We start from the raw sequence: 24,266 nt of genomic DNA, 5'->3' as shown, positions 1-24,266 counted from the left end.
TCCGCCGATGGATGCCGAGTCATCGATCTGCCTGAGTGATCTGGTCCCAGCCCTGCGCTGGAGCCGACCCCAGCAAGTCGCCGAAGCCCTGACCGACCCCCGACTGCCCGCCGGCTGGTGGTCCTCGGTCGCCCTGCCCAAGGCCCTCGGCGCCGCCGGGCTCGACTGGGTCTGCGACAGGCTGGCCCGGCTCTCACTGTCGCGCTGGGACCACCTGCCGCTGAGCGACGTGCTGCCCGCCCTGCACGTGCACACGGTCGACCCCACCTTGCCAGGCTGGCCCGAGCCCGCACGCTCGGCCATCGCCGGGCTGGGCGGCTGGAGCCGACTGCGCCGCCTGACCGCTGGAGACCTGAGCGGGCCCGCGATGCCCGCCTCTCCCGAGGTCCTGGTCACCGCCATGTTCCACGAGGTGCTCAGCCGTATCCCGGGGATCGCCGAACAGGCCGCACCGGCCGCCGCTCAGGCTCAGTCCCCGGCAGAGGTCCAGGCAGAGGTCCAGGCCCCCGCGCAGATGCCCGTGCCACCGATCCCGGCCCAGCCACCTCCGCCGCAGGAGCAGCGCCAGGCGCCGGTCGCCCCCGCCCCTCCCGCCCCTGTCTCTCCCGCCCCCGCCCCTCCCGCCCCTGTCTCTCCCGCCCCCGCCCCTCCCGCCCCTGTCTCTCCCGCCCCCGCCCCTCCCGCCCCTGTCTCTCCCGCCCCCGAGCCTCCCGCCGCCAAACCCCCGGTCCGGCTCAGCGACTATCCACTGGTGCGCCTGATGGACAACATGTTCCGCGACTGGAGCGTGCTGGAGCGCGCGGTCGCCGTGGAACGGCTCTTCGCGGTGGACCCGATCAGCCTGCGCGCACTCGCGCACAAGCTGAACGCCGACCGGGACGCGCTCTCCTCGGCCCAGCGCACCGCCGAGGAGCGCATCCTGCTCTGGTTGCGCTCCTCGGAGTCCGCACCGCTCACCGGGCACATGTTCGGGCTGACCGAGTGGCTGGGCGCCGCCGCCACCAAGGACCAGCTCATCGGCGCCGACCCCGCGCACCCTGTCGAGGTCCCCACCCTCCAGACCCCGCTCTGGCGGGTGCTGGTCACTCTCATGCCCGACCGACGGCTCCAGGACGACTGGCTCGTCGTGGGCGATCTGGGCGGCCTGCGTGACAGGACCCGCCAACTCCTGGCGAACAAGCCGATCGACACCGACGCGGCCGCGCTCATGGAGCACCAGCTCGGCATCCGGGCCCACTCGGCCCAGGCCTGGCTGGACGCCCTCGCCGCGAGCGGGCAGGAGACGCCTCCCCAGGAGGCCGCCTCCGATGCGACCAGGCAGCTGCCTCGCCGCACTCCGGGGAGCAACGGCCACCACCACCGCGGCGGCCAGCCGATACCGCAGGTGAACGCCGGCGGCATCGACCCCCGCGCCGCCCTGGCCACGCTGTCGGCCCTGTCGGGCGGTAACACCCGGCCACACCTGATCACCAGCCGGCGGGCTCCGCTCCACCCGCCCGCGAGCCCGTCGGCCGACCCGAGCCGCTGGCAGCGCATCGAGGTGACCAGCGACCACCTGCGGGGCGGTCCCGTGGCCGTGCCCGAGGGGTACGCCACCCGGCTGGGCATGCGTCCCGGCACGCTGCTGTCGGTCACCGGCCCCGGTGACAACGCGGTGGTCCTGGTCTGGCGGGACCACCCTGTCTTCGACTCCCTGCAGCCCGTCCTGATGCGCCTGAACGCCCGGCCGGGCGACCAGGTCTACGTCACCGTGGACGGTTACCGCCTGGACGCCCAGCTGCCCGCCTGACTTTCGGAAAGGCCCTCCCCCGGAAAGCGATCCCGCGGGGAGGGCGAACGTTGATTCGCTTGTGTGAATCGGCGATATGCTTGGGCCTCCCAAGACCGGAATTAACTACTGGAACCCCATGTGACATGGGTGCCACTAGTCGTTTTCGTGTCAACAAACCCCCATTTCTCATCTTCTATTCGGCGGTTTCGGCCACTTACCTCACGGACCGGTGTCAGCTGTTTCCAGCGGCTGACACGAGAACAGGAACACGCAAGCTGTGAGGGAAGGACCGGAGCGGGCAACCCGGATCCACAACACCAGGGACTTCAGGTTGGCGTGGGCCGGGTCGACGCTTTCCATGACCGCGTTCCGGACCCTTGGCGTTTCCTATCCGCTGATAGCCCTGATGCTCACCGGCTCTCCCATGGCCGCCGGATGGGTGGGGTTCGCCTCGACCGTCCCCGGCCTCCTGCTGTACATCCCGGCAGGCGTCCTGATCGACCGCCTCACCCCGCGCCGGGTCATGCTCTGGACGGAGGCGATCCGGGGGATCGCCGCGGCCGGCGTGTTCGTGGCCCTGCTGTGCGGTTCGGCCTCGCTGGCCCATTTGGTGGTGGCCGCGGTCATCGAAGGAGCCCTGTGGGTCCTGCACTCACTGGCGGAGACCGCGCTGATCCCCTCGCTCGTCAGCCGCGACCGGCTTCCCCGCGCGCTCGCGCGAAGCGAGATGAGCTTCCACACCGCCGTCCTGGCGGGAAGACCTCTCGGCGGCTTCCTGCTGGGGATCGGGCAGGCGGTACCGTCCGCCGTCAACACGGTGCTTTTCTTTCTCTCGTTCGGTTTTCTGCTGCGCATGAACACGAACGGCGTCCGGCAGAAAGCACGTCCACGCCCGCTGGTCAAGGTCGGCGACGGCCTGCGGGAAGTCGCGCGGCAGCCTTTTCTTCGCACCGCGATGGGGCTGACCGCCTTCACCAATCTGATGGTCAACGCGCTGACCATGGTTTTCCTCTCGGGCTCGGCGGAGCTGTCGCCGCTGGTCGTCGGCCTGGTGCTCGCGGGGGGCGGGGCGGGCGGGGCCCTGGGATCCTTTGTGGTCCTGCGCCTCACACCGCCGCCCTGCATGCTGTTCCTGCAGGTGTGGATCTGGGCGGCCGCCTTCTCCATCGCCGCCGTCGGCCACCATCCCGTCTTCTTCGCCCTGGCGACACTGGTGACCGGATGCACCGGCGCTCTCAGCAACATCACGGTCAGGACGTTCGAGGCCCACGAGATCGGACCGGACAGGATAGCCAGGGTGGCAAGCGTGTCCCGGCTCACCAGCCGCGCGGCGATATCGGTGGCGGCACCGCTCGGCGCCTTTCTCGTCACCTGCTTCGGCAACGAGGGGGCGACGACGGTCCTTTTCCTCACCATGATCGTGGTTGCGGTGCTGGTGACAGCCGTCCCCTCGCTGCGTGGTGCCCTGATCGGGCCGAGAGGTGCCGCCCCGGCACAGGGCCCCCCGATCAGGGTGGCTGGATGAGCCGGTCGGCCTCGGCGGCCAGGTGAGCGGGGAGTGCGGGTGCCCTCGCCGATCTGGCCCGGCGGGCCAGATCGGCCGCCGATTCGGCGTCATGCGCCAGAGCCCTGACCCGAGCGGCGTACAGCAGCGCCGGACCGTGATCTCCCGCCTCCGGTAGCACCGCTCTGACAGCCCGCTCCGCCTCGGAAAGGTTCCCCAGGAGAGCCAGTGCGAGCGCGTGGGCGGCCCGGGTGGAGGGCCACTGCAGCGGCCTGACCCGGTCGAGGTCGCGCAGCGCCGCCTCCGCCCGGCCGAGCCCGGCGAGGATCTCGCCCCGCGCCCGCAACGCCTCGGTGAGGTTCCCCTCCCTTCCCAGAACGTCGTTGAGGACGTCACGCGCCGCGTCGGGATGGCCGTCGTACCAGAGCGCCCAGGCGAGCTCGGTCTGGATGCTCATGTCATTGGGGACACGGCGTATCGCCGAGTACAGCTCCCGCACCGCGACCGAGGGACGTCCCTGGGCCAGCCGCAGCCGGCCGATCCCGGCGAGAAGGCCGCCGACGGCCGAGGTCGCCCCCAGCGTCTCGAAGAGGACCGCGGCGGTGCGGTAGTGCGACACGGCCTTCTCGAAGTCCTCCCGCCGGTGCGCCACGTTGCCGAGAAAGGACTCGATCTCCGCGCGGATCCTGGTGTTGTCACCGCACCGCTCCAGAGCCTCCTCGGCCTGTTTGGCGGCCAGCGCGAACTCACCGTCGCGGAACGAGAGCTCGGCGGCCCGCAGGTGGTCTTCGGGAAAGGTCCGGCTCTCGGCCTGCACGACGAGGTGGTCGTTCTGCAGGATCGGCTGGATGAGGCGTTCGTGCGACAGCTCGCACCAGCGGGTGCCCGCCTTGATGTCCTCGCGCAGGATGTGGCGGTCCACCAGCGCCCTGACCAACGCGTTCGGCATGCCCGCGGTGACGGTCTCCCCCTGGTAGACGACCTCGCGGGTGCCGAGTTCGGTGATGAAGCAGCGACGCAGCCAGCTCCTGAGCTCGGCGACGTCGTCTCCGAAGTGGTCATGGGCCACCTCGGAGATCATCCGCTCGGAGAAGTCGGTGAGGGAACGGTCGGCGTTGGCGAACCTGCGGACGTGGTCCGAGGAGATGATCCGCACGTCCTCGGGCAGGGAGCGCCACATGGCCGAGCACACGACCTGCAGCTGGACGGGCTCGACCACCTTGGCGTCGGCGACGACCTCCTCACCCAGCGCCCTGCCGACCCTGATCATGCGGAGGTCGTCCACCAGGCCACGCGCCGCGCCCGGGGCGAACGAGCGTCCCGTTCCCTCCAGCGGGCCCTCGGTCGCCCGGACCGCGGCGGCCGTGTCAAGAGCGGTCAGGGAGAAGCGGCTCCTGGCCATGCCCGCCAGCTTCGGCTCGTGGGGCAGGATCGCGGCGAGGTAGTCCTCTCGGATCGAGACGAGAAGACGCAGGTTCGGGTCGCCGTCCAGCGCCTCGACGAGCTGGCTGATGAACCATTCCCGGTACGGCTGGCGGTGGGCGAAGTCCCCGAAGAGTTCCTCGGCCTGGTCGATCGCGGCCAGGGTGAGGATCGGGTCGCCGTAGGGATCCTGGCGCGGTGGGCGCCGGCTCAGGAACTCACGGATCGTCAGCCCCGCCAGCCGGGTGGGCGTCTCGGAAGGGGACCACGACGACAGCAGCGCGAACACGTGCGGGTTGTGCCGGGACAGCGCGGCGGAGGGGAAGGGCGAGCCGTGCGACACCCTGCCTATCGGGAGGACGTCGGTCCTGCCCGCGTCCAGCAGCGGGAGCACACCCGCCTGGATCAGCGAGGTCTTACCCACGCCCGACGGCCCGTACAGCACGGTCAGGCGTCCGGCCTGCCACAGGTCGGAGACCTCGCAGGCCTCCCTGTCCCGGCCGAAGAACTTGGCTCGGTCCTCGCGGCGGAAGGCCCGCAGGCCGACGTACGGCTGGCCGGCCGCGTCTGGCCGGACAAGGTCGGAGGTCACGTCAGAGGTCACGGCACCGGTCCCATCCGCCGGCGCAGCTCACGGCAGAACTCCTCCGCCGTCCCCCAGAAGATGGAGATCCGCCAGTCTTCGTAGTATCTGGCCAGCTGGCGCTGGACTTCCAGCACGTCCGCCTTCGTGCTGGCGATCGAGGGGGCGAGCTGGACGCTCACGTGCCTGCGGCGGTTGATGCCGGGAACGGCTTTCAACAACCCATGGAAAAGCACGCGAAATGTCCAGTCCTGCAAGCTGTATCCGATGAACAGCAGAGGTCTCCTGGTCAGCGCCGCGAGAATGGAGGTGGGCAGCATCCGCTGGCCGCCCGCGACACCGTCCACCGCGAGGTTGGTGAGAAACTCCAGATAGTCGTCCTCCGCCAGCACTATCGACGCCGGATCCTGCAGGTTGCCGTGCAGGTGATAGATGAGCGGGGCCTCGGGCTTGGGATTCCACCCTGCCTCGCTGCTGAACAGCTCCTCGGCGTAGGCCAGCCCTTTGTTCCATGGACAGACGGCCACATTCGGTCTTTTTCCCACGGCTTCGAGCGAGCGCAGGATGAAGTCGTCGTAGTTCGTCGTCAGATATACCGGAAGCGGGAAGCTCGCGAGCAGGCCGTGCGGTTCGAGGGGATCCAGGAAGTCGGGCGCGCCCCCGGCGTCGAGCTCGTCGCAGATCCGCCTCTTCACATATACGGAATCCCCATATCGCATCACCGCGAACTGCGTCACACGAGGAAGATCATGGTCGTCGTCGAACGGATAGTCCCATCGGCGCGCCATGTCGCGGCTCAACGCGGTCCCGGTCGGCAGAGTGCCCGCACACGCCCCGGATCCCAGGAACGGCGTGCAGTCTCCGCTGTTCAACTGGTCGAGCAGGCGCTCCCACTCGGCCTCCCCCATGTCGTGCACGCGGGGCACCACCTCACAGACCGAAGGCCCGGCCGGACGTCGGACCCGATGCCGGACGACTCTATTGCCGCGGTCAACCCCCGGCGGTCCGGATGTGGGCGTCTGACTCGCCGATCGCCAGGAAACGGGCTGATGCTTCACGGTTATCTTTCTGTCGCAGTCTGCCCGGAACCGCAAGGCGATCGCTCATATCGAGCTGTCGAACCCCGCACTCGGCTCTAGATCCGCACCATGCCCGAGAAGTTCTTCCAGCACCCTTCTGAGAGAGGCACTCCCGACCTTTTCAAGATCCCTGAACGACAGACCGGTGATGTCGATGGAGACCGTTGACGCCGCACCGTCATGATGCATTTATGCTCCCTGCTTCGCGACCCTATCGCCAGCCTGGTTTCGGCCATCCAAAACACGGTGCGACGGCCTTCTCCGCTGCGCATGAAATTCAAGATGCGCCCGCCATTTATTTTATTCTGTTATGCCCGGCTCCTCGAATCAAGCTCTAAGATGGCGACAGAATCCTTCGGCTTGACAGGGTGGAGGCCATAGGTGGTGGAGCTTTCACACGCCGCGAACACGGTGCCGGAACGGCAGCCCGAGGTCTGGGAGAAAGTGCCGCCTCGCAACAGGAACTTCACCGGGCGAGACGACCTGCTCCTCAAGCTCCGCCAGGGCATCAGCACCGTCACCGCCGTCGTCCCCCAACCCCAGGCGCTCCAGGGATGGGGCGGCGTCGGCAAGACCCACCTGGCCATCGAGTACGCCCACCGCTACCGCTCGCACTACGACCTGGTCTGGTGGATCCCCGCCGACCAGCGTGTGCTGGTGCCCTCAGCGCTGGCGGCGCTCGCGCCCTACCTGGGCCTGCCACCGGTGTCGGCCACCGGTGTCGAGGAGGCCGCCGAGGCCGTGCGCAGGACGTTGCAGAGCGGCGACCCCTACCGCCGCTGGCTGCTGATCTTCGACAACGCCGAGGACCCCGGGCAGGTCGAGGAGTTCATCCCCCGCGGTCCCGGCCACGTCCTGATCACCTCCCGCAACCCCAAGTGGGAGGACCACTTCGAGACCCTCCAGGTCGACGTCTTCACCCGCGAGGAGAGCGTGGCGTTTTTGAAGAAGCGCCTGCGCAGGGAGGTTCCCGACGAGGACTCCTCACGGCTGGCCGAGCAACTCGGAGACCTTCCCCTGGCCCTTGAGCAGGCCGGCGCGCTGCAGTACGAGACCGGGATGTCGGTCGACGAATACCTGGAACAGCTCAGCGAGCAGGCAAGCCGTCTGCTGGGCGCGAACCGGGCACCGGGGTACCCGCTGTCGATGACGGCCGCCTGGAAGGTGTCGGTGTCGCTCCTGCAGGACCGCCTCCCCGAGGCCATCACGGTCCTGCGGTGCTGCGCCTTCTTCGGCCCCGAGCCCATCCCGCGCGATGTGTTCCGCAGGGGCAACAGGGCGGACGTCCCCCGCCTGAACGCGATCCTGTCCGACCCCATCCTGCTCGCCACGGCACTGAGCGAGCTCAGGCGCTTCGCCCTGGCCAGGATCGAGCCCAAGACCCGCACGATCCAGGTCCACCGCCTGGTCCAGGCGCTCCTCCGTGACGACCTGCCGGAGAAGGACCAGCACGAGATCCGGCACGAGGTCCACGTGCTGCTGGCCGGCAGCGCCCCGAACGATCCCGATGACACCGACAAATGGCGTAGTTTCGAGGAGTTGGTCGCCCACGTCGCCCCCTCCGGCCTGGAAGAATGCACGGACCCCCAGGCCAGGCTGTTCGCCATGGACATGGTGCGCTACCTGTATCGATCGGGCAACTACCAGTCCGCTCACTCGTTCATCAACGGCTTCATCGGGAGATGGACCGAGATAAGCGGGCCGAAACACCAGGACGTGCTCGTCGCGCACAAGCACCTCGGCAACATCCTGCGAGGTCTCGGACAGTACGCCCTGGCCTACGACGTCGACCACGAGACCCTCGACAGGATGACGGAGACTCTCGGTCCCGATCACCCGGAGACCCTCTCGACGATCAACGGGTACGCCGCCTCGCTTCGCGCCCGCGGCGACTTCCTCGGCGCGCGCAGGCTGGACGAGGAGTCGCGGACCACGCATATCAACGGGCCGGGTCCGACCGCACCGTCCACCCTGCGCGTTCTGTACAACCTGGCCCTCGACTACGCGCTGACCAGCGACTACGCACAGGCGCGGAGGCTGCACCAGGAGACCTACCTGGAGCAGAGCGACGCGACGGAGGGGGTCAGCAAGGGCACCCTGCTGCTGTCCTGGAACAGCCTGGCCAGGGCCGTTCGCCTCTGCGGTGACTACACCGAGGCCTGCGACCTGGGTGACGAGGCCTACGCCTACGGCGTCCAGGAGTTGACCCTCGACCACCACTACACCCTGCTGGCCGCCAAGGACCTCTCCATCGCCAAACGGCGGGCGGGAGAGATCCCCGAGGCCCTGGAGCTCGCGCACGACACGCACACCCGCTTCCAGCGGCTTTTCGGAGACGGCCATCCCGACACCATGGCGGCCGCGATCAACCTCTCCAACGCCCTGCGGACAGCCGGGGAGATCGACGAGGCGTTCGCGATCGCGGACAGGACGGTTGCCCGCTATCCCAGGGTGTACGGCGCCGACCACCCCTACACCAACGCGTGCCTCGGCAACCTGGCGATCCTCCACCGGCTGCGAGGAGACGTCTCAACGGCCCGCGACCTGAACGAGAAGGTCAGGAAGAGCCTGATCGCCAAGGTCAGCCAGAACCATCACTACCCGCTGACCTGTGCCATCAGCCTCCAGACGGACCTCGCGGCCTCCGGAGAGACCAGCCGCGCCCGTGAGCTCGGCGAGGACACGCTCGCCAAACTGCGCGGCCTCTTCGGCGAGAACCACTTCCTGAGCCTGGCCTGCGCCAGCAACCTCGTCCTCGACCGACGGGCGACGGGCGCGGAGCAAGAGGCCGAACTCCTGTACGCCGACACGATGCGGCGCTACGAACGCCCGCTGGAGATCGGTCACCCCGACGCCCTGTTCGCGAGCGAGGGTCGTCGCATCGACTGTGACTTCGACCCTCCGCCGATCTGACCGCTTCTAGATCCGGGAGTTGCGGCGGGTCCAGGCTCTGAGATGCTGGTCGGCCTCGCGTCGGGCCTGCGCCGCGACCGCGAGGTCCACCGGCTCGTCCAGCCACCGTTCCAGCGTGCCTCTCATCGCCTTCACGAATTCCTCACCGCGGTCGTTCAGGCCCCCGCAGGCCAGGAGGGTGCCGGTGACGCGGTGGGCGGCCTCCCTCCAGCGCGTGAACTCGACCTGTCCGCGAAAGGCGCGAGCCCCCTGCTCGAAACGGTGCTGGCGCCTCCAGAATCCCGCCACCCCGAGATATGCGTACGCTCCCTGTAACAACCCGTTGACCGGACGGGGGTCGTTCCTCCAGGGCGCGTAGTGCCGCCGTCCGTTCTCCGGCCGGGTCAGATCGACCATGCCGGTCAGCGCCGTCAGCTTCGCGTGCTGGATCTCGTGGGCGAACGTCGCGGCCATTCCCAGGCCGTGCTGCGGCTCGGACAGGGCGACGGTCCCGAACGTCTCACGGGAGGTGGCACTGTTCTGGCCGAAAGCCGGCGCGTGGATGGGGGTCAGCACCGAGACACCGCAGGTCATCTCTTCGGCGACGGTCCAGTGACGGGCGGTCAGTACACGCCATGCCTCGCGCAGGCACCGGGCCCAGTGATCCAGCTTCGCGTCGCTCAGCCTCGGCTCGGTGACGTGACCCGCGGGCCACCGGTACGGGTCCGCGTCGTCGACGACGAGGCTGAACCCGGAGCCCACCGGCAGCCGGCGCAGGACCTGCCAGCCGGTGTCGTCACGGAGCGGGTCGACGCGTACCGTTGACCGGCCGATGTCGAGCTCGGCCCCCTCACCGTCCGGTCGCACGGTGACGTCGAACACTCCCCGGGCACCGGCCGGTGCGCTGAGACGGCCGAGGCCGGGCAGCACGATGGCGTCGTCGGAGAGCGCGAGGCGGACCTGGCAGGCGATCTGCGATCTGACGGCGACCGCCACGACCAGGGCGGCCAGCCTGCCGGGGTCGTCCTTCACTCCCGTACCGGCCTTGAGCGAAAGGTACGTTCGCAACGCCCATGCGCCCACGGCCGGGTAGCACAATTCCGATTCGACCCGGCCCCTGCCGTGCGTCTCCATCTCGACCATGAGGTCGTAGGCGCGAGCCGAGAGGTCGGCGTGGGGGTGCCCCGCCGTCCGCGCCTCCAGGACAAGCTCACGGATGAGGAGCCTGTTCTTGAAACACTGCATCGCGCGCAGCTCGGCCATGGCACCGGCCCCGCCCCCACCCGCCGCGAGCCTGGAGAACGTCTCTTCGGACACCGGACGCGAGATGAGCCTCATCCGCTTCCCTTCAGCCGGGCGACGTCTCGTAGCAGCCGCGCACGAATGTGATCTATGAGCCGGTAGAGGTCGGGACAGTAGACCGAAGGACCGAGGAATCCGCGAGCCTCGCTGTAGCGGTGCGGGTAGAGCCCCCCACCGCAGATGGAACGGATGTCACAGGCCTGGCAGACGGGTGCCAGCGCGAGCTCGCCGATCTGCCGGGCCACTATGGACGGGTGCTCGAGCACGGTGTCGAAGGAGTCACGCAGGACGTGCAGCAGAGTCGCGGGAGCACCGTGGTAGCTGGACTTGAGGATGTCGGACTGCTCGATGCTGCCGTTCGTCTCGATGACGACCATCCGTGCCGGGGAGAGACCGATGGCCTCGGTACGGGACGCACGCCCGGTGAGCAGCCGGACGATCTCGTTGAAGAAGCGAATCTCGGTCTCCTCCACGGCGGCCCCATACCAGCGGTCGAAGATCGGGAGCAGCCAGTCGGCGTACGGTGTGGCGGCCGAGTCGGGGTCGCGAAAGGGTGGCGGGGTGAGCCAGTTGCCATGCGGCAGCAGGAAGTCGACCGCCGGCGGGTCGAACTCCAGGAGTGCCTCGTAGGTGGCCAGTGGATCGTTACGGATGTCGATCGTGCACAGAAGGCCGCTGAAGAGATGGTGAAAGGGGCCGGCCGTCAGTCTCCGCAGCGAGGCGGTGACCATGGCGTGACTCCCCTTTCCGTTGGTGAAGAGCCTGTGCCGGTCATGAGCGGCCTCGTAGCCGTCCATGCTCACCCCGACACGGACCTCCAGGCTGTCGAAGAGCCGCAGGTAGGTTTCGTCCAGGCGCAGTCCGTTGGTCTGCACGCCGACGTGGACGCGGGTCCCGACGTCGGCGGCCGCTCCCCTGATCGTGCGCACAGCGTGGGAGATGAGCTCCGGGCCGGCCAGAAGCGGTTCTCCGCCGTGGAGTATGACCTCCACCTCCGCCAGTTCGTGGGCCAGGGCATGCTCCGCGATGCGCTGTGCCGTTCGATTGACGATCGCCTCGGACATGCGCCGCGGCTGGGCCTTCCAGGACTGGTCCGCCATCTCGTAGATGTAACAGTGCCGGCAGGCGAGATCGCATCTACTGTGAATCTTCAGGATGAACTGTCGGAAGGCGGACGGCCTCCATCCCGAGGCCAGCAGTCCGGCCACATCGAGCGTGGCTGGAAACGCATTTTCGGGCGACAGAATTTCCAGTTTCGGCTTCTCTGACAAATGCGGCACGCCTCTCTTGCGCCATTTCCATCTCGCACTACTTTGTGCCGTTAGTCAAGATTAAAACTTGTAAAACTTGATTCAGCCACGCGTCAGAGTCGTACAGCGGGATGACTCCTTCCGCCGCGGCGACACCCATCTTCCACCTACCCTGAAGTCAGCTTTCGGGCATCACATATAACGCCGTGTCGGGGGAGGCTGATCAACAGTGCGCGATTGGCCGCCGAACCCGGGTACCGGCAAGCCGCCCGCCCTCGACCGGAGACCGACGCCTTTTTACCGGTTTATTCGGAAGATCCGTAGTAGACGCAACCCTGCATGCAAATATTGCTATATGTACGAAATGGCAGGCTCTGGCTGGCATAGCCGCCCGCAGTACGTGCCGCAGGAGACCTTCGCCGCCGCGGCCGGGAGAATCCCCGAACACGTTCACCCGCGCCGACTCGACGGCATCGAGTCGGCGCGGCACGGCGGCGAACCGCTCCATGAGATCGTCCCGCGGGTCCGGCCGCGGGTCGACTCCGCCACGCGCCTCCCAACGTGCCTACCTGTTTCTCCTCACCGGGCATATCGATAACACAGTCGGAGCCGATCCGGCCTTCCGATCGAAGAACGGGAATTGAGGGGGAACGATGAACCTACGCGAGCATCGGATTCCGGCAAAGGTGTTCTCGGAGCTGGCCCACGGCGGCGGCGGTGCCCCCGCGGTCGGCCGTCTGGCCGCCGCCCAGCACAGCAAGCACGTGCTTCTCGTACGCGGAGTGATGGAGACGGCTCGCACGGTCGATCATCCGGAAGCGGCGACCACCCGCCGCGCCTACGACCTGCTCGCCACCGTCCAGCGCCGTCACCCCGACGCCGTCGACACCGTGCTCCGCCATTCGGCGGTGGGTGCCTGGGCGCGGCGGACGATCAGGATGCTCCACGCGGGCGACGCCGCCGCGGCGCCAGGACAGCTCGCGGCGCTGGCCGCCGCAGCGGCGATCCGTTCCCGCACGGCCTGCGACGTCGACGTGCCCGCGCTGGACGGGGTGGTCACCCTGCCGTCGCTGGGTCAGGCGATCCTGTCACCGACCGTCTCCTGGGCCACCGTCGAGTGCGCCGCGGACGGTGCCGAGGTCACGGCGGACCGGACCGTCGTCCGAGTTCCCCGTGATCCCCGCCGGGACGCGCCGGGCTGGAAGGGCCTGCGCTCGCTGTACACCGAGGTGGACGGCATGTCGCTTCGCCTGATCATCGACGATCTCGACCCCTACCGGATGCCGGAGACGGCCAATATCGGCGAGCGGCTCACCGAGACCGAGACCGAGCGCTGGCAGTCGACACTGCACGCGGCCTGGGACCTGCTGGTGCGCCACCACCGGATCGTGGCCGAGGAGGTGGCCACGGCGATCACGGTCCTCACACCACTGGTCGCACCCCCCGGAGGCCAGTCGAGTTCGACCTCTCGGGAGACCTTCGGCTGCGTGGCCCTGTCGACGCCGCCGGACGCGGCGGCGCTCGCGGTCACCCTGGCGCACGAGACGCAGCACGCGAAACTCTCCGCCCTGCTCGACCTCGTCCCGCTGACGCTCCCCGACGACGGCTCCCGCTACTACGCCCCCTGGCGCGATGATCCCCGTCCCGTGCCCGGGCTGCTCCAGGGGGCGTACGCGTTCCTCGGTGTGTCCGGCTTCTGGATGCGCCAGCGCGACCTGGAATCGGGGGAGGCGGCGCTGCGCGCGAGTGCGGAGTTCTTCCAGTGGCGCGAGGCCGCCCGCCTGGTCACCGCCACCCTCCTCGGCAGCGGGCGGCTGACCCGAGCCGGTGAGAGCTTCACCACCGGAATGGCGCGGCGCCTGGACGACTGGTCGCGGGAGAGCGTGCCCGCCCGCGCGCGGGCCCTGAGCCGTGCACGCGCGGACGACCACCACGCGCGCTGGCTCGAACGTAACGGTTAGAGCGCGGGCGGATCGAAGTCGAAGTCGAGCCGCTCACCCCTCAGGGCCACCTTCGTATCAGGATGATCATTACCCAGCACCCGCTGGTAGCGCTCGAAGGTGTCGGCTTCCAGCGTGCCGGCCTCCTCGGTGTCACCTTCCGCCCGCATGTCCACGACCAGGTTGTTCGCGCAGGCCAGGGTGAGCGGGTGGTCCACCCCCAAAAGCTCCCGCAGCTGGGTCAGAGTCTCCTGGCCCAGCTGCCTGGCCGCCGGAGTGTCTCCCATGGCGGCGAAGTCGCTGGCGAGGTTGATCGCACAGGTCAGCGAGTAGTGATGCCCACGGCCGAGCGTACGATCGAGGCCCTCCAGGGATCTCCGGTCGAGCCGGCTCGCCTCTTCGATCTCTCCGTTGACCCGCAGGAGCAGCGCCAGGTTCATGTCGCAGCCGAACGTGAACGGATGCTCGTCCCCGTACCTTTCCGGGTAGCGTGCCGCGGTATCGCGCAGCAACTCCAGCGCCTCGGTGATCTCTCCTCTGGTGCGCTGCGCGTTGGCCAGGCACAGAGCCGCGGCGAGCGTGTCGTGGTGGTCACGGCCGAAGATGCGGTTCTCCCGCTCGTACGTCCGCTCGGCGATCTCGAACGCCTCGTCGATGAGTCCCGCCCTGCGCTTGGCGATGGACAGATCCTTCGCCACGCGCAGGGTCCATGGATGGTCGGGCCCCAGCTCCTGCACGCCGAACTCGTACGCGTCCTCGCCGAGGTCGCAGGCCTCGGAGTAGTCGCCTCTGAGCCGGACGATTCTGGCGAGGCCGTTTCTCGCCGCCAGCAGGACCAGTGAGCTCGACGTCGAGTCCGAGGAGCGTTGCTTCGTGTAAAGCACCTTTTGCAGCTCGAAGGCCTGCGGATAGTCACCGAGCAGCATGTAGTCCACGGAGAGATTGTTCATGGCGCGCAGCGTCCGGCGGTGATCGGGGCCGAACACCGCCTGGTGCCGGCCGAACGACTCCTTGTCGTGCTCCAGCGCGTCCGCGAAGTCGCCCCGCATCCTCATGTCGGCACCGTGGCTGTTGACAAGCAGGAGGGTCTCCTCGTGTTCGGGCCCGAGGGTCACCTGCATGCGTGCCAGGGTGTCGCGATTGAGCTCGAAGGAAGCCCGATAGTCGCCGAGCTCGCGCAGGACGATGCCGAGATGTCGCCGCGCGGAGAGCACATTCTGGTCATCTTCGCCGCTGTCGGCCCGCCACCTCCTGATGAAGCTCTCCACGAGCTCGACAGCCGACTGGTAACCACCCGACGAGTAGAGATAGCGAACGACGTCGAGGGCGAAGCCACGGACGCGGGGATCCCCGCTCTCCTCCACCAGCGCGGGCCTCATGTGGCCGAGCAACTCCGCGTAGCGTGGCCAGGAGCCGTTGTCGTCGGGCAGGCCCGGCGTCGCCGCCACCAGCAGGAGATGAACCTCCCTGCGGAAGGACACGTGCTCCTCGTCGCGCAGCTCGTCGCGCAGGAGCGCCTGGACCAGGCGATGCACCTGGATGGTCCGGTTCTCCGAGTCGATCCGCACCAGGGCGTAACGCCCCAGCTCCCTGATGGCCTTGCTCAGCAGGATCGGGTCGGCGAGGAGCGGGCCGAGACGCGATCCCTGCGCGAACTCCTCGGGAAGCACTCCGAAGACATCACGGGGTATCGGATCGGGGCCGAAGAAGGCGCAGCAACGCAGGACCTCCACGGCCTCGGGCAACTTCGCCTTGAGCTGTGACACCGACAGTGACCACGCCGCCGTCATGGAGAGCGGGTAGTCCGACGCCTTGTTGGCGTCGAGCAGCTGGACCGTCTGCTCGTCGAGCAGACGGAGGTACTGCCCGACGGACATCCCCGTCTCCGTCTGCAGGGCTCCCGCCTGTTCCAACGCGAGCGGGAGATCACCGAGTTGCTCGGCCAGCAGGTTCCTGTCGTCGAGACTGGTCGACCTCGGCACGCGCTTGCTGAGGAAGTCGATGCTCTCAGCCCTGCTGAAGACGTCGACCGGGACGGTGTCGACCACGCTCTGCCAGGCGTGGCTGCGCGAAGTGATCAGGACGTGCCCCGGACCGCGCGGGATGATGTCGTTGACGTCCTCCGGTTGCTCGGCGTTGTCGAAGACGAGCAGCCACCTGGAGTAGGGTTCGCCTCGGCGCAGGGCGTCCAGCACGGCCCTGGACGCCTCCTCCACTCCCATGGTGACGGAGGAGGACACGCCAAGGTGCGGAGCGAGCGCGGCCAGTGAGGAGCGCACCAGAATCGGCTGGTCCGCGGGAATCCACCAGACCAGGTCGTACTCGTGGCGGAAGCGATAGGCGTACTCGATCGCGACATGGGTCTTGCCGACACCGCCGAACCCGTGAAGGGCATGGGGCACCACCGCGGTGACCTCAGCCGTGACCCCGGTGTGCAGCTTGTCGAGCAGATCTTCACGACCGGTGAAGTTCTTGTTCCGCTGTGGGACCTTGCCCCAGATTTTGGGCTGGCGCCCCGTGGCCCGGGAAATTCCCGATGGCTCTGAAATGGACATGCGACCGCCTCCGCTCGCCCGATTCTCGTCCAGCTTAGACTCCCGGCGGACCGAGCGCATGTACGCTGAGGCCAGAGTCTCATGGCGACATACCAAAGAGAGGATAAGACGTGAATGTTTTCCTTCTTTATGATGCCAGGATAACCGGATACCCTGGGTTGGAAGCGCTCGGTGAGCGTGGAAAGATAATGGTGTAAGTGGTGCACGCGGCGTGAGTGGCTCGCGTGAACCGGCCACGGCCAGGGGAGTCCGCATGGGCGAGGAAGTCATCACGGGAGAGATCGATTCCATCGAGAGCGTTCTCATCGACGTCACCGGACTGAGTTTGACCGACCTTGATCATATAGATGATTCCCACCTTAAGCGTGCATTAAGGCGGATACTTGACAACGACGACACCGGACCGGCCGCCGGATTCACATCGTCCATATGAAAGATCTTGACTTCTGTGCAGCCATGACGGGAAATAGAGTCCTATAAGGGACTGTTTCCCAATGATCAGGGTGGCCCATGGATGATGTCGACTGGAAACGGTTGATAGACCAGCTCGGCAGGGGCGACTGCGCCCCTTTTCTCGGAGCGGGAGCCTGCGCCGGCACGCTTCCCACCGGCACCACCCTGAGCAACCAGTACGCCATGCGCTATGACTATCCGTTCGCCGACCCCGGCAACCTGGCCCGTGTGATGCAGTACGGCGAGGCCGTGGTGCGAGATCCGGTGGACCTCAAGGAGACGGTCTGCAGCCACCTCCGGTCACACGGGCGTCCTCCCGCGAGCGATCCCTGGGAGCCGCACCGGCTGCTGGCCGGCTTCCCCGTGACGACGTTCCTCACCACGAACTACGACGACTTCCTGGTCGAGGCGCTGCGGGCGGAGGGCAAGGAGCCCCACGTCGCCGTCTCCCCCTGGTGGAAAGCCGACTCCGCCACGCCCGTCCTGCCGGAGCCGACGGTGGAACGGCCCCTCGTCTACCATCTGCACGGAAGCTGGTCCGAACCGGCGTCGCTGGTGCTGACCGAGGCCGACTACCTGACCTACCTCGTCAACATGGTGGACGCGGTCGCGACCGACGGACGGCATCCGCTGCCGATCCCGATCCTTCAGGCGATGACCACCCGCCCGTTGCTCTTCGTGGGTTACAGCCTGCAGGACTGGACGTTCCGGGTGTTGTTCCACGGCCTGGTGCGCGGCACGCCCCGCAGCAACAAGCGGCGGCACGTGAGCGTGCAGCTGATGCCCGAGATCAACGGATCGGCGAGCGACGCGGAGAGCAAGGCCAGACGCTACATCACCCACTATCTCGACGGCTGGAACATCTCGATCTTTCTGGGGACCGCCTCGGAGTTCTGCGCGGAGCTCCTGCGGAGAATGGGACGGGCACCATGACAGGCGCGACTCACCAAAGCGACAGGGCCACCCACCCGTACGTGGGGCTACGCCCCTATGATCGCGGCGAGCACGCGCTGTTCTTCGGGCGGGAGCGCGAGGGCCGCGACATCGCCACCATCTGGCAGGCCACCGGTCTCACCGTGCTGTTCGGAGCCTCCGGAGTGGGCAAGACGTCCCTGCTGCACGCGGGTGTCCTGCCGCGCATCGAACCCGAACGCGCCGACGTTCTGCCCGTGGCCCGGGTGTCGCCCCGCGGGATCGTCTCACTGCGCCCGAGGGTCACCGGCAACCCGTACGCGCTGGCGCTGCTGTCGGCCTGGGCGCCGGAGGAGCCACTGCCCGTGCTGGCCGGGCTGACGGTCTCGGACTTCCTGGCCGGGCGCCCGGAACGCGTCGACCGGTACGGTGACCCGGTGCCCACCCTGGTCGCCGTCGACCAGGCGGAGGAGCTGTTCGGCGGTCCGCCCGACCGGGAGGAGGAGCGTCACGCGCTGCTGCGCCAGCTCGCGAGTGCCGTCGAGGAGCACGACGGGCTCCACCTGCTGCTCTCGCTGCGCGAGGAGTATCTGGCCTCCGTGCTGCCGTACGAGCGCCCGCTCGGCCGGGGCTCGCGGGCGCGGTTCCAGCTGCTGCCGCTGTCGCGCGCGGCGGCGCTCGACGCCACGACGAGACCCCTGGAGCGCACCGGCCGATCCTTCGCCCCCGGGGCCGCCGAACGACTCGTCGACGACCTGCGTACCGTCCCCTTCCTCAACGACGAGGGGCAGACGACCACGGTGACGCTGAACACCGTGGAGCCCGTCCAGCTGCAGGTCGTCTGCTCCGCGCTCTGGGACTCGCTGCCGCCGGGCCTGCGCGAGATCACCACCGAGCACGTGAACCTGCACGTGAACGTCGACCACTTCCTGACCGGTTTCTGCGAGCGGATGCTGGCGCAGGTCGCGGCCGAGTCGGGGGTCACGTCGAGCGAGATCCGCTCCTGGCTGCGCAGGACCTTCGTCACCGAGCACGGGACGCGCAACACCGTCTACGAGGGCCTCCGTGAGACGGCGGGCATGCCGAACGCCATCGCCGAGGCGCTGGAGGACCGTCACCTGCTGCGGGGCGAGCACCGGTTGGGGATCCGCTGGTACGAGTTGCAGCACGACCGCCTGATCGGCTCGGTGCGCCAGTCGCAGCACCCGGCGACCTACCTCGGCGACGCGCGGGCGGCACTGGCCAGGGGGAGCTGGGAGACGGCCCGCGGCCTCGCGGAGGAGGCGGTCCGCGCCTCGGGGCCCGGCGAGACGTGGGTGCGGGCCGAGGCCCTGGTCGTCCTGGGGGAGGTCGCGGCGGTGGGAGGCGAGGTGGAGGGTGCGCGGCGCCTCCTCGAGGAGGCGGCCGACGTGTTCGCGACGCTCCAGCGGTTCGACGGGGTGGCCTCGGCGCTGACCGCGGAAGGACGGCTCTGGCTGGCCCAGGGCCGGTACGACAGGGCGGTGGAGCAGTTGCGTGCCGCTCTCTCCTGGGTTCCCAACGACCTGCCCGCGCAACTGGCGCTCGGGGAGGCGCTGTGGCATCTGGGACAGCCGCGCGCCGCACTCGCCCTTCTCAACGGCGCCGTGGCGCTCGCGAGCGAACCCCCCGCCGAGGCGCTGGCGCTGCGCGGAGAGATCCTCGCCGATCTCGGAAGGCCCGGCGAGGCCCTGCGCGACCTGGATCGGGTGAGACGGCACCAGCGGCCCACCACGATCGCCGCCAGGGCGCTGGCCCTGGCCCTGGCTCAGCGGTTCGACGCCGCGGGACAGGAGATCCTCGACGCGACCGCCGACGAGTCGGACAGCGGTCCGGTCCTGCTGCGGGCCGCACGCGTCCACGCCCTGCTGGGTCAGCGCGCGACCGCCGAGGAGTTCGCCTCGCGGGCGCTCGACGCGGTCACTCCCGGGCTTCCGCCGCATCTCCGGAAGCAGGCTGAGGAGTTTCTCCGGAAAACGGCGTGACATCGGATCTCGCCGCCTCCCATATGTGGTTGAACTGCTCCACCCAGTAGGTGTACCAGCGCTCGTCGCGACCGCGGGTCAGCTCCAGGTGCATGCGTGACGAGGTCGACGGGTTGTGAAACCCGTGAATCTCCACGATGACCCGGCCCCGCGGGGTTTCCGGGTCGAGAAGCACAAGGCTGAATCCCGGGCTGTAGGAGAGCAGGCGATACTCGAACTCACCCGCGGTCTTCCAGCCGTTCATCAGGCGGAGGCGCTCCATGGTGCTCTCCAGCGCGGCGGGAAGCCTCTGCACCGGAAACTCGATCGATTCGTCCAGCTGCTTCGCGGCCTGCTGGACCGCCGCCCTCTCCAGGGGGTCGAGAATGACGATCCTGACGCGTCCCTTCTCCCGCGCGAGCACCGTGTTACGCATGATCTCGCAGGTCTGCGCGGAGAGCAGATTGACCGCGGAGGGCGCGAACACGCGGACGTCACGCGCGTGGGCGAACAGCGACGACAGCGGTGCGATGTCGTATACCGACCGGTCGTTCAGGAGACTGTCGGGAGATTCGGTGAGCTCCGTGGGAAGGGTGATCCGGTAGAGCAGCAATCCCACTCCCGAGAGCAGGACCGCCCATCTGATGTCGTCATCCAGTGCGTCGCTGACAATTGACAGAAATGCGAAGCCGAAGACGACGATCGTGAGAGCGTACGCGTCGATGTGCTGCCGAGCCTTGAAATCACTGCCGATTCTTCGTAGCCACCGCACATCGACCCCCAGCCATTCGGCACCGTCGAAACAGCTATGCCCATTGTCGGGGGGCCAGGACCTCGTGGCGCCCGATGTTCCGGGTGACTTCAGGCCCTGTCCCGCGGAGCCTGCCGTGGCGAGGACCGGTCAGACCGGAGCCTGCCGTGGCGAGGACCGGTCAGACCGGAGCCTGCCGTGGCGAGGACCGGTCAGACCGGAGCCTGCCGTGGCGAGGACCGGTCAGACCGGAGCCTGCCGTGGCGAGGACCGGTCAGACCGGAGCCTGCCGTGGCGAGGACCGGTCAGACCGGAGCCTGCCGTGGCGAGGACCGGTCAGACCGGAGCCTCGCGAGGCGGCGGAGGGAGTCCCGGCGGGCCACGGTGACCGGCGGCAACACGGCGAGGCCGCCTGACCGGTCACGGCGGGCAGAGGATCCAGAGGGCCGTGCCTAGACCGCCACCGGACGGCGGCGCCCCTGCCTGAGACCGTCAACGGCGAGGGCACCACCACCGCTGAAGGCGATGGCCAGGGTGCCGGCGGCGAGGGCGAGGACGAACTCGTAGCCGCCCTCGCTCACCGAGAAGCCGGCCGCGGCGTGGGCGAAGACGATCGCGCCGAGCATGTCGAGCACGAGGAGAGTGCCGAAGACCGGCAGGGCCGCGCCCAGGATGAGCGCGATGCCGCCGACGACTTCGAGGACGGCGACCGCCGGAGCCGCGACGCTCGCCAGCGGGATGCCCAGCGAGTCGAAGAAGGCCGTGGTCTGGGCTAACCCCATGGTCATGAACTTCTGCAGCCCGTGGACCAGGAAGACCACACCGATGCCGATCCGCGCCAGCAGCAGGGCGTAGGGGCGTACTTGGTCAATCACGATGACTCCTCACTGTCATTCGAATTTGAACCAAACCCTAACAGTTGGTTCAAATTCGAACAAGCCATAAGATGTGCCGGTGAGCGACACGAGATGGCTCAGCGAGAGCGAGATGGCCATGTGGGTGGCCTACCTGTCCGCGACGCATCTGCTGGAGCGCCGCATCGAGGATCAGCTGAAAGCCGACTCAGATCTGACCCACGCCCAGTACGAGATCCTGGTGAAACTCTCCATGAGCCCCGACCGGCAGATGCGGATGACCAAACTCGCCCGCCGGCTGATCTTTTCCAAAAGCGGCCTCACCTACCAGATCGGGCAGCTGGAGAGGCGGGGACTCGTCACACGGGCGACCTGCCCCTCGGATGAGCGGGGCGTGCTCGCCGTACTCACCGAGGAGGGCCTGCGCTGCCTGAAGCGGACCGCCCCGAGGCATCTGGCCGTCGTGCGCGCCTTCCTGATCGACCGGCTCAGCCCCGAGGAGGTCGAAATCATGCGGCAGATCATGACGAAGGCCACCGCGGCCATGGAGGCGGCGCCGGCCGGCCCGCTCCGCGTCTCCGCGCCGGGCAAAAGCACAGGTTAACGCGCAGCTCTGGCCCAGGACCCCGGTTCTCGCTTTCGGCCACGGAACCGCGGGGAAGACGCGAGAATCCAGTACGGCTCGCACGGGGGGCATACCGTGCGAGCCGTACCGGATCAGGGCCGCACCACCGGGTCAGACGGCGGTGCAGCCGTCCGCCTCGCCCGGCAGCTTGATCCAGAGGAACGCGTCGATCGCCGAGCGGCCCTGCGCCCGCTCACGCGGCCGGGACCGCCGCCCTCTCGACGACTCAGAGGTCTCCGAGTCCCAACTGGCGGGCGATGAGCATGCGCTGGACCTCGCTGGTGCCCTCGCCGATCTCCAGGATCTTGGCGTCGCGGTAGAAGCGGCCGACCGGGTATTCGTTCATGAACCCGTAGCCGCCGAAGATCTGGGTGGCGTCGCGGGCGTTGTCCATGGCGGCGTCGCCGGCGACGAGCTTGGCGATGGCCGCCTCCTTCTTGAACGGCTCCCCCGCGAGCATCTTCTCCGCGGCGTGGTAGTAGGCCAGGCGGGCGGTGTGGGTGCGGACCTCCATATCGGCGATCTTGAACTGGATGGCCTGGTAGTGGCCGATGGGGTGGCCGAACGCCTGGCGCTCGCGGACGTAGCGCAGCGACTCGTCCACGCAGCCCTGGGCCAGGCCGGTGGAGAGGGCGGCGATGGCAACGCGGCCCTCGTCGAGGGTCTGCAGGAACTGCGCGTAGCCGCGCCCGCGCTCGCCGAGCAGGTTCCGTGCCGGAACCCTGCAGTCGTCGAAGGAGAGCCCGCGGGTGTCGGAGCAGTTCCAGCCCACCTTGGAGTACTTCTTGGCGACGGTGAGGCCCGGGGTTCCGGCCGGCACCAGGATCGTGGAGATCTCCTTCTTGCCCCCGGCCTGCTCGCCGGTGATCGCGGCCACGCCGATGACGCCGGTGATGTCGGTGCCGGAGTTGGTGATGAACGCCTTCGTACCGTTGATCACCCATTCGTCGCCGTCCAGCACGGCGGTGGTGCTCATGCCGCCCGGCACGTCGGAGCCGCCGCCCGGCTCGGTGAGGCCGAAGGCGCCCAGCATCTCGCCCGACGTCAGCCTGGGCAGCCACTCGGCGCGCTGCTCCGCCGTGCCGAACCGGTAGATCGGCATCGCGCCCAGCGACACCGCGGCCTCGACGGTGATCGACACGCTGGAGTCGACCCTGGCCAGCTCCTCCAGGGCCAGGCAGAGCGCGAAGTAGTCGCCGCCCATGCCGCCGTACTCCTCGGGGATCGGCAGCCCGAACAGGCCCATCGCGCCCATCTGCCGCACGATGTCGTAGGGGAACTCCTCGCGCTCGTAGAGGTCGCCGATCACCGGGGCCACCACGTCGCGGGCGAACGCCTCGACGGTCTTGCGTAGCTCCTCGTACTCGTCGGTCAGCTTGGGCATGGTCACTCCTCGACGTTCTCTACGGTGGTGCGGGACAGGCTCCCGGCCAGTGCCTGGACGACCCGCGACGGGCTGGGGCGGCCGAGCCTGTCGGCCAGCCAGGTGCTGGTCTCCACCAGCGACGGAAGATCGAGACCGGTCTCGACGCCGAGACCGTGCAGCATCCAGACCAGGTCCTCGGTGGCGAGGTTGCCGGTGGCGCTCTCGGCGTACGGGCAGCCACCGATGCCTCCGGTGGAGGCGTCGATCACGGTCACGCCCTCCCGCAGCGCGGTGAGGGTGTTGGCCAGGGCCTGGCCGTAGGTGTCGTGGAAGTGAACCGCGAGCCGGGAGGGGTCGCCGAAGGCCTCGATCAGCGCGGCGACGTGGCCCGGAGTGCCGACACCGATGGTGTCGCCGAGCGACAGCTCGAAGCAGCCCAGGTCGAGCAGCCTGCGCCCGACGGAGACGACCTGGGCGATCGTCGTCGGGCCCTCCCACGGGTCGCCGAAGCACATCGACACGTACGCCCTGACCTTCAGTCCGTGCGCCAGCGCCCGCGCGACCACCGGCTCGAACATGTCGAACTGCGACTCCAGCGTCCGGTTGAGGTTCCTGCCCGCGAACGTCTCGGTGGCGCTCGCGAAGACGGCGATCTCCTGGACTCCGTGTTCCAGCGCGCGGTCCAGGCCGCGCTCGTTGGGCACGAGCACCGGGTATCGCACACCGGGGACCCGCTCCATGCCCGCCAGCAGCTCTGCGGCGTCGGCGAGCTGGGGCACCCATTTGGGGTGCACGAAGCTGGTGGCCTCGATCACCCGGTGTCCCGCGGCGGCCAGCCGGGCGATGAACTCGGCCTTGACCCGGACGGGGACCACCGCCGCCTCGTTCTGCAGCCCGTCGCGCGGCCCGACCTCGTAGATCGTGACCCGCTCGGGCAGCCCCGCCGCCCCGATCCGCTGCGGCTCGCGCATCATGCTCCCTCGCCCTTCCCCGTCTCGGCCCTCAGGCGTCCCGGTACGACGCGC

18 protein-coding genes are annotated in these 24,266 nt (G+C 68.5%); 8 read left to right on the top strand and 10 right to left on the bottom strand.

Going from position 1 to position 24,266, the window contains the following annotated elements:
- Positions 1-7 precede the first annotated feature (7 nt).
- Both OIE13_RS07965 and OIE13_RS07960 read left to right on the top strand, forming a co-directional pair.
- Positions 8-1,789: a hypothetical protein gene (locus OIE13_RS07965; protein ID WP_326829819.1), complete on the top strand. Its 1,782-nt coding sequence runs from the start codon at positions 8-10 to the stop codon at positions 1,787-1,789.
- Between the two features lie 259 nt (positions 1,790-2,048).
- Positions 2,049-3,296, top strand: a complete 1,248-nt coding sequence (locus tag OIE13_RS07960) for an MFS transporter (RefSeq protein ID WP_326641496.1) — start codon at positions 2,049-2,051, stop codon at positions 3,294-3,296.
- Here OIE13_RS07960 and OIE13_RS07955 read toward each other — a convergent pair.
- The 3 genes from OIE13_RS07955 to OIE13_RS07945 all read right to left on the bottom strand — a co-directional run bounded on the left by OIE13_RS07955 (position 3,280) and on the right by OIE13_RS07945 (position 6,548).
- Positions 3,280-5,301: a tetratricopeptide repeat protein gene (locus tag OIE13_RS07955; protein WP_326641497.1), complete on the bottom strand. Its 2,022-nt coding sequence runs from the start codon at positions 5,299-5,301 to the stop codon at positions 3,280-3,282. The genes OIE13_RS07960 and OIE13_RS07955 overlap by 17 nt on opposite strands.
- Positions 5,298-6,188 (bottom strand): SIR2 family NAD-dependent protein deacylase, encoded by an 891-nt coding sequence (locus OIE13_RS07950; protein WP_326646838.1) that lies wholly within the window; start codon positions 6,186-6,188, stop codon positions 5,298-5,300. Before OIE13_RS07950 ends, OIE13_RS07955 begins: the two co-directional genes overlap by 4 nt.
- A 195-nt stretch (positions 6,189-6,383) precedes the next feature.
- On the bottom strand, positions 6,384-6,548 hold the full coding sequence (locus OIE13_RS07945) for a hypothetical protein (RefSeq protein ID WP_326641499.1): 165 nt from the start codon (positions 6,546-6,548) through the stop codon (positions 6,384-6,386).
- Between the two features lie 192 nt (positions 6,549-6,740).
- Between OIE13_RS07945 and fxsT (OIE13_RS07940) the strand changes: the two genes are divergently transcribed.
- Positions 6,741-9,272, top strand: a complete 2,532-nt coding sequence (fxsT, locus tag OIE13_RS07940) for an FxSxx-COOH system tetratricopeptide repeat protein (protein WP_326641501.1) — start codon at positions 6,741-6,743, stop codon at positions 9,270-9,272.
- A gap of 6 nt (positions 9,273-9,278) precedes the next feature.
- On the opposite strand, the gene OIE13_RS07935 is transcribed toward fxsT (OIE13_RS07940), so the two are convergent.
- Both OIE13_RS07935 and OIE13_RS07930 read right to left on the bottom strand, forming a co-directional pair.
- Positions 9,279-10,589: an HEXXH motif domain-containing protein gene (locus OIE13_RS07935; protein ID WP_326829818.1), complete on the bottom strand. Its 1,311-nt coding sequence runs from the start codon at positions 10,587-10,589 to the stop codon at positions 9,279-9,281.
- The gene (locus OIE13_RS07930) at positions 10,586-11,761 is read right to left on the bottom strand and encodes an FxsB family cyclophane-forming radical SAM/SPASM peptide maturase (RefSeq protein WP_326829817.1); all 1,176 of its coding nucleotides are present in this window, start codon (positions 11,759-11,761) and stop codon (positions 10,586-10,588) included. The genes OIE13_RS07935 and OIE13_RS07930 overlap by 4 nt, the downstream gene beginning before the upstream one ends.
- A 695-nt stretch (positions 11,762-12,456) precedes the next feature.
- Between OIE13_RS07930 and OIE13_RS07925 the strand changes: the two genes are divergently transcribed.
- Positions 12,457-13,764: an HEXXH motif domain-containing protein gene (locus tag OIE13_RS07925; protein WP_326641507.1), complete on the top strand. Its 1,308-nt coding sequence runs from the start codon at positions 12,457-12,459 to the stop codon at positions 13,762-13,764.
- On the opposite strand, the gene fxsT (OIE13_RS07920) is transcribed toward OIE13_RS07925, so the two are convergent.
- A complete protein-coding gene (gene fxsT, locus OIE13_RS07920) occupies positions 13,761-16,298 on the bottom strand; it encodes an FxSxx-COOH system tetratricopeptide repeat protein (RefSeq protein ID WP_326641509.1) in 2,538 nt (845 codons plus the stop codon). The genes OIE13_RS07925 and fxsT (OIE13_RS07920) overlap by 4 nt on opposite strands.
- 253 nt (positions 16,299-16,551) lie before the next feature.
- On the opposite strand from fxsT (OIE13_RS07920), the gene fxsA reads away from it, so the two are divergent.
- The 3 genes from fxsA (at position 16,552) to OIE13_RS07905 (ending at position 19,666) form a co-directional block, all read left to right on the top strand.
- Entirely contained in the window at positions 16,552-16,731 is a 180-nt protein-coding gene (fxsA, locus tag OIE13_RS07915; RefSeq protein ID WP_326641511.1) for an FxSxx-COOH cyclophane-containing RiPP peptide, read from the top strand.
- Between the two features lie 77 nt (positions 16,732-16,808).
- A complete protein-coding gene (locus OIE13_RS07910; RefSeq protein ID WP_326641513.1) occupies positions 16,809-17,684 on the top strand; it encodes an SIR2 family NAD-dependent protein deacylase in 876 nt (291 codons plus the stop codon).
- A complete protein-coding gene (locus OIE13_RS07905; protein ID WP_326829816.1) occupies positions 17,681-19,666 on the top strand; it encodes a tetratricopeptide repeat protein in 1,986 nt (661 codons plus the stop codon). The genes OIE13_RS07910 and OIE13_RS07905 overlap by 4 nt, the downstream gene beginning before the upstream one ends.
- Here OIE13_RS07905 and OIE13_RS07900 read toward each other — a convergent pair.
- Together OIE13_RS07900 and OIE13_RS07895 are read right to left on the bottom strand one after the other, a co-directional pair.
- Positions 19,602-20,417 (bottom strand): hypothetical protein, encoded by an 816-nt coding sequence (locus OIE13_RS07900; RefSeq protein WP_326641517.1) that lies wholly within the window; start codon positions 20,415-20,417, stop codon positions 19,602-19,604. The genes OIE13_RS07905 and OIE13_RS07900 overlap by 65 nt on opposite strands.
- A 431-nt stretch (positions 20,418-20,848) precedes the next feature.
- Complete coding sequence (locus OIE13_RS07895) at positions 20,849-21,271, bottom strand: DoxX family protein (protein ID WP_326641519.1); 423 nt, start codon at positions 21,269-21,271, stop codon at positions 20,849-20,851.
- A 79-nt stretch (positions 21,272-21,350) separates the two neighbouring features.
- Between OIE13_RS07895 and OIE13_RS07890 the strand changes: the two genes are divergently transcribed.
- Complete coding sequence (locus OIE13_RS07890; RefSeq protein ID WP_326641521.1) at positions 21,351-21,854, top strand: MarR family winged helix-turn-helix transcriptional regulator; 504 nt, start codon at positions 21,351-21,353, stop codon at positions 21,852-21,854.
- A gap of 247 nt (positions 21,855-22,101) precedes the next feature.
- Here the strand turns inward: OIE13_RS07890 and OIE13_RS07885 are convergent, their stop codons facing one another.
- Positions 22,102-23,259: an acyl-CoA dehydrogenase family protein gene (locus tag OIE13_RS07885; protein ID WP_442811614.1), complete on the bottom strand. Its 1,158-nt coding sequence runs from the start codon at positions 23,257-23,259 to the stop codon at positions 22,102-22,104.
- Between the two features lie 2 nt (positions 23,260-23,261).
- Entirely contained in the window at positions 23,262-24,215 is a 954-nt protein-coding gene (locus OIE13_RS07880) for a hydroxymethylglutaryl-CoA lyase (protein WP_326641525.1), read from the bottom strand.
- Positions 24,216-24,266 lie beyond the last annotated feature (51 nt).

The sequence above is a fragment of the Streptosporangium sp. NBC_01810 genome (assembly GCF_035917355.1).
Lineage (GTDB): Bacteria > Actinomycetota > Actinomycetes > Streptosporangiales > Streptosporangiaceae > Streptosporangium.
Note: the sequence above shows the minus strand (reverse complement) of the source record. Positions and strands in the feature narration are given on the sequence as shown.

Coding starts and splice junctions, on each gene's coding strand:
- OIE13_RS07905 (WP_326829816.1), top strand. CDS start 17,681: ATGACAGGCGCGACTCACCAAAGCGACAGGGCCACCCACCCGTACGTG.
- OIE13_RS07880 (WP_326641525.1), bottom strand. CDS start 24,215: ATGATGCGCGAGCCGCAGCGGATCGGGGCGGCGGGGCTGCCCGAGCGG.
- OIE13_RS07885 (WP_442811614.1), bottom strand. CDS start 23,259: ATGCCCAAGCTGACCGACGAGTACGAGGAGCTACGCAAGACCGTCGAG.
- OIE13_RS07910 (WP_326641513.1), top strand. CDS start 16,809: ATGGATGATGTCGACTGGAAACGGTTGATAGACCAGCTCGGCAGGGGC.
- OIE13_RS07935 (WP_326829818.1), bottom strand. CDS start 10,589: ATGAGGCTCATCTCGCGTCCGGTGTCCGAAGAGACGTTCTCCAGGCTC.
- OIE13_RS07945 (WP_326641499.1), bottom strand. CDS start 6,548: ATGCATCATGACGGTGCGGCGTCAACGGTCTCCATCGACATCACCGGT.
- fxsT (WP_326641509.1), bottom strand. CDS start 16,298: ATGTCCATTTCAGAGCCATCGGGAATTTCCCGGGCCACGGGGCGCCAG.
- fxsA (WP_326641511.1), top strand. CDS start 16,552: ATGGGCGAGGAAGTCATCACGGGAGAGATCGATTCCATCGAGAGCGTT.
- OIE13_RS07925 (WP_326641507.1), top strand. CDS start 12,457: ATGAACCTACGCGAGCATCGGATTCCGGCAAAGGTGTTCTCGGAGCTG.
- OIE13_RS07965 (WP_326829819.1), top strand. CDS start 8: ATGGATGCCGAGTCATCGATCTGCCTGAGTGATCTGGTCCCAGCCCTG.
- OIE13_RS07950 (WP_326646838.1), bottom strand. CDS start 6,188: ATGGGGGAGGCCGAGTGGGAGCGCCTGCTCGACCAGTTGAACAGCGGA.